Source organism: Vibrio sp. 1F169, assembly GCF_041439605.1.
GTDB classification, from domain to species: Bacteria; Pseudomonadota; Gammaproteobacteria; order Enterobacterales; family Vibrionaceae; genus Vibrio; species Vibrio tasmaniensis_A.
Genome location: NZ_JBGOOI010000146.1, coordinates 1 through 2,983, shown reverse-complemented (window position 1 = coordinate 2,983; position 2,983 = coordinate 1). Strand labels below are relative to the sequence as shown.

The following is a 2,983-nucleotide window of genomic DNA, read 5'->3' as shown; positions in this document are numbered from 1 at the left end:
AGAAGCTGCTTAATAAGCAAGCAAATGATGACAACTACCTTGAAAAACACCGCAAGCAAAAAGAAATGCTGTTCAACGTTTCAACTCAAATGACTGGTATGTCAATAAAAATGTAATAAAAGAACTACCGAAGCTTATAATATTAGATGGCAATACTTCCGACACATATCGAGCTAATGTATTGAAAAATATGAAAAACATATCAAGCTCACCTAGCTGGTTGTACGCATGTAATGACATCGCTATTGATGGGTTTTCTAAAGTCTGGAGTTTTAACATGGCTGATAGTTATTTTAGTGACTTGATACAGCCTAACTTAAAAACTTTTGATGATGAACAAATCAACCGTCTTATTCTTGTTATGCAAAACAATGGACAGATTCGCGATCGAAACAAAGCTGAAACTGATATGAAGATAGTAAGAGCAACGTTGGACTCTCGGGCAGCATAAAGCTAAAAGTACTTAAGTTAATTCTCCCAATGCACGGGACTTTTATCCTTGTGTTGGTTTCACTGTTTAGACTGTATGACTTAACATTTTGTACTTTAGATCCGTGTTAGATTATAGGAGGCTACATGCCGAAGGATAGTTTTGATACTGCATTTACTAGTTGGGATTACATTTTAAGGGTATGGGCTGTCGCAGGTCCACTTCTTGCCGGTGGAATCAGTGCTGTTTGGGCGCGACATAATCAAATTCAAGATAGAAAATATCAAATTACTCAACAGTTTGAAAAAGACCAAAGGCTAGTAAAAGAAAGCAAGCGTATTCGAGAAGCAGAATTGAAGCGTCAGAAATATGAGCAGTTACGAGATGCTTGTATTGATTTTATGAGTTCCTCTCACGAGTATGTTAGAAAGGAGAGTGAATATCTAACTTCTTCATCACCAGAAATTCAACAATACGCACGTGAAGCAAATGACCGTTTTACGAATAGTAATCAAAAAATCATATTGCTTGGTGATGTTGAACTTTCAGAGACAAGTATAGCCTTTTGGAATGCAACTATTGCTATTCCTAAGTCCTACCGTATTGCAATAGATGAAGATTATCTAACAAAACTCGCGACTTACCAATCTTCCAGAATGGCATTTAATAGAGCAGCAAAAAAACAGTTAAATAGTTACGAAGAATGAAATAACAATCGAATCGTTTAAGATCGATACTTAGCCTTTTCTACGCTAAACTTTTAAGGTTAAAAGTGATACAATAGTATCACTTTGTTATTTTTCTGTTGGGGTCATTCTCATGAAAGTCGAGCTCGTTACTTCCCTTAAGCGTCAAGCGACCAAAATCCTTGCCGACCTGCACGACACTAAAGAGCCTGTGTTGATCACCGAGCATGGCAAACCTTCTGCGTATTTGGTTGACGTCGATGACTATCAGTTTATGCAAAATCGCTTGGCTATCCTCGAAGGGATCGCCCGCGGTGAGCGCGCCATTTCTGAAGGCAAGGCGCTGAGTCATGACGAAGCCAAAGACAAGATGTCAAAATGGCTGAAGTGATTTGGAGTGAGCCCGCGTTATCGGACCTTAACGATATCGCGGAATACATTGCCCTTGAAAACTTAGTCGCGGCCAAACAGCTGGTTCGAAACATTTTCGACAAAGTTGAACGCCTCAGCGACTTTCCCGAGTCTGGGCGTCTGCCTCCAGAGCTCGAGCACCTGAATTATCGCGAAGTCGTAGTGAATCCATGTCGAGTTTTCTACAAGCAAGAAGGTGACAAGGTGTACATCTTGTTTGTGATGCGCGCGGAGCGAGATTTACGTCGGTTTTTGCTGAGCAAACAGTAAAGCGTTTTTGCCACCTCTGATAGGCTGATGGTCTACGCAGACGAGGGTTCAACATGGAGAAAAAGAAAAAATCACTTCCATCTAAATATCCCACTAAACCTAAACCAGTGCTTTCATGGACTGAGGCCAAATAGGTCACCATTCGACGACGTCGTATCGAGGGTGAATTGAGCCTCGGCGTATCGACTATCTCTCGACAGCAAGTCATGCCTTTTGGGTATTGAGCGGGCTTAGCAAAGCGATGGTTAAAATCGGCGACGAAGTAGGGAAGCCATCCGTTGGCTTGCTCGATGGTGTTGATGCCTTGTAAGCGTATCTCTTATGAGTTCTATCGCCAGCTCTTTCAGCACGCGCCCGTATTGGGTTTGGCCAACTTGTTTGTGTTTCTCCTGATTCACTCGAAATATGGAGTGTTTGTCGCTGTAAAATGCGATGGGTTTACCGTGCTCATTGAGGTATTCACGCGTCGCCAACATGTAGTCAAACGCGGATTCCGTTTCGCTGAATCTTAGGTTCATCAAGCGGCCAGTCGCATCGTCAATGAACACCAATAGGCAGCATTTGTCGCTGCGGCCTTCAAACCAGTCATGATGGGAGCCGTCAATTTGGATAAGTTCACCCAAGCAATCACGACGGTAACGAGGCTGATAGACTCGAGGTTTGCATTGTGAATGTGGAAGCCACAGTCCGTCGGTGATCATCCATTGACGGAGTGTTTCTTTAGAGACGGATAGATTGTGTCGTTCAGTCAGTTTTTCCAGAGCGAACGTTGGTGAGAAGTCAGAGTAATGCTCACGGATAAGTTTCAGTATTTCAATTCTGAAATGTTCTGAGTAGCGTCGATTACTTGGGCGTCCACGGGTTGAGTGTGTAAGACTTTGAGCGCCAAGAGAGACCAGTTTGTTCACCAAACGTCGGATATGACGCGCAGACCGATTCAAAATGACAGCAGCGTCAACTTGGCGTAGTCGTTTTTCACGTACGTCAGTAAGAACCTTGAATCGATGAATATCTTTTTCACTCATAGTAATAAGCATCCGGATAACTCCTAAGCAGACCAATATAGGTAAGCTTAGGAGGACATTTTAAAATGGCTTAAACCGGACATTACTAAATTGCTCTAACAATCACTGTCAATCCCATTTTAAAATGTCCTCTTTTCTCCCAAATAGAAATGTCACCTTTG

General features: G+C 42.4%; 4 protein-coding genes and 1 pseudogene. 4 read left to right on the top strand and 1 reads right to left on the bottom strand.

From position 1 onward, the window contains the following. The first annotated feature begins 277 nt into the window (after positions 1-277). The 4 genes from ACED53_RS23180 (at position 278) to ACED53_RS23165 (ending at position 1,797) form a co-directional block, all read left to right on the top strand. On the top strand, positions 278-451 hold the full coding sequence (locus ACED53_RS23180) for a hypothetical protein (protein WP_157939754.1): 174 nt from the start codon (positions 278-280) through the stop codon (positions 449-451). 125 nt (positions 452-576) lie between these two features. Further along, positions 577-1,137: a hypothetical protein gene (locus tag ACED53_RS23175; protein ID WP_102579876.1), complete on the top strand. Its 561-nt coding sequence runs from the start codon at positions 577-579 to the stop codon at positions 1,135-1,137. A 112-nt stretch (positions 1,138-1,249) separates the two neighbouring features. Further along, positions 1,250-1,507 carry a type II toxin-antitoxin system Phd/YefM family antitoxin gene (locus ACED53_RS23170; protein ID WP_016787072.1) on the top strand — a complete coding sequence of 86 codons (258 nt, stop codon included), beginning with the start codon at positions 1,250-1,252 and terminating at the stop codon, positions 1,505-1,507. Further along, positions 1,495-1,797, top strand: coding sequence for a type II toxin-antitoxin system RelE/ParE family toxin (locus ACED53_RS23165; RefSeq protein WP_017101740.1), 303 nt, complete (start codon positions 1,495-1,497; stop codon positions 1,795-1,797). The genes ACED53_RS23170 and ACED53_RS23165 overlap by 13 nt, the downstream gene beginning before the upstream one ends. A gap of 205 nt (positions 1,798-2,002) precedes the next feature. On the opposite strand, the pseudogene ACED53_RS23160 reads toward ACED53_RS23165, so the two are convergent. Continuing rightward, a pseudogene (locus ACED53_RS23160) lies at positions 2,003-2,822 on the bottom strand (ISNCY family transposase); the annotation flags it as partial. Positions 2,823-2,983 lie beyond the last annotated feature (161 nt).

Excerpts from the sequence above, each read along its gene's own strand:
- ACED53_RS23180 (WP_157939754.1), top strand. The coding sequence starts at position 278 with ATGGCTGATAGTTATTTTAGTGACTTGATACAGCCTAACTTAAAAACT.
- ACED53_RS23175 (WP_102579876.1), top strand. The coding sequence starts at position 577 with ATGCCGAAGGATAGTTTTGATACTGCATTTACTAGTTGGGATTACATT.
- ACED53_RS23170 (WP_016787072.1), top strand. The coding sequence starts at position 1,250 with ATGAAAGTCGAGCTCGTTACTTCCCTTAAGCGTCAAGCGACCAAAATC.
- ACED53_RS23165 (WP_017101740.1), top strand. The coding sequence starts at position 1,495 with ATGGCTGAAGTGATTTGGAGTGAGCCCGCGTTATCGGACCTTAACGAT.